Raw genomic sequence first — 427 nt, 5'->3', positions numbered from 1 at the left:
GGAAGGCGGTCCGCGCGAGAACCCGGAGATCGGCTTCACCAGCTTCCCCGCCGAGGTTCAGGGGACCAAGCAGCGGATTCGGTCGGAAACCTTTGCCGATCATTACAGCCAGGCGCGGCAGTTCTATCTCAGCCAGCAGCCGATCGAGCAGAAGCACATCGGCGACGCGCTGGTGTTCGAGCTGTCGAAGGTAGATCGTGTCGACATCCGGGCCCGGGCGGTCAGCCACCTGCGCAACATCGACGAGGATCTCGCCGCTACCGTTGCGAACGGGCTCGGCCTCGACCTGCCGGACGCCGCCAAGGCGGCCAAGCCGACGCTAGACCTGCCGACATCGTCGGCGCTCTCGATCGTCGCCAACGGCCCGGCGAATTTCGCCGGGCGAAAGATGGGCCTGCTGCTGACCCATGGGTCGAGCGCCGAGCTG

The 427-nt window shown here is 66.5% G+C and carries 1 protein-coding gene; it reads left to right on the top strand.

All coding sequences use genetic code 11. The features are described 5' to 3' along the window. A partial coding sequence (locus CVH10_RS17705) for a catalase-related domain-containing protein (RefSeq protein ID WP_369335859.1) occupies positions 1-427 on the top strand: 427 nt, incomplete at both ends.

The organism is Halomonas sp. ND22Bw (genome assembly GCF_003011945.1).
In the GTDB taxonomy this organism is placed as follows: Bacteria; Pseudomonadota; Gammaproteobacteria; order Pseudomonadales; family Halomonadaceae; genus Halomonas; species Halomonas halophila.
Note: the sequence above shows the minus strand (reverse complement) of the source record. Positions and strands in the feature narration are given on the sequence as shown.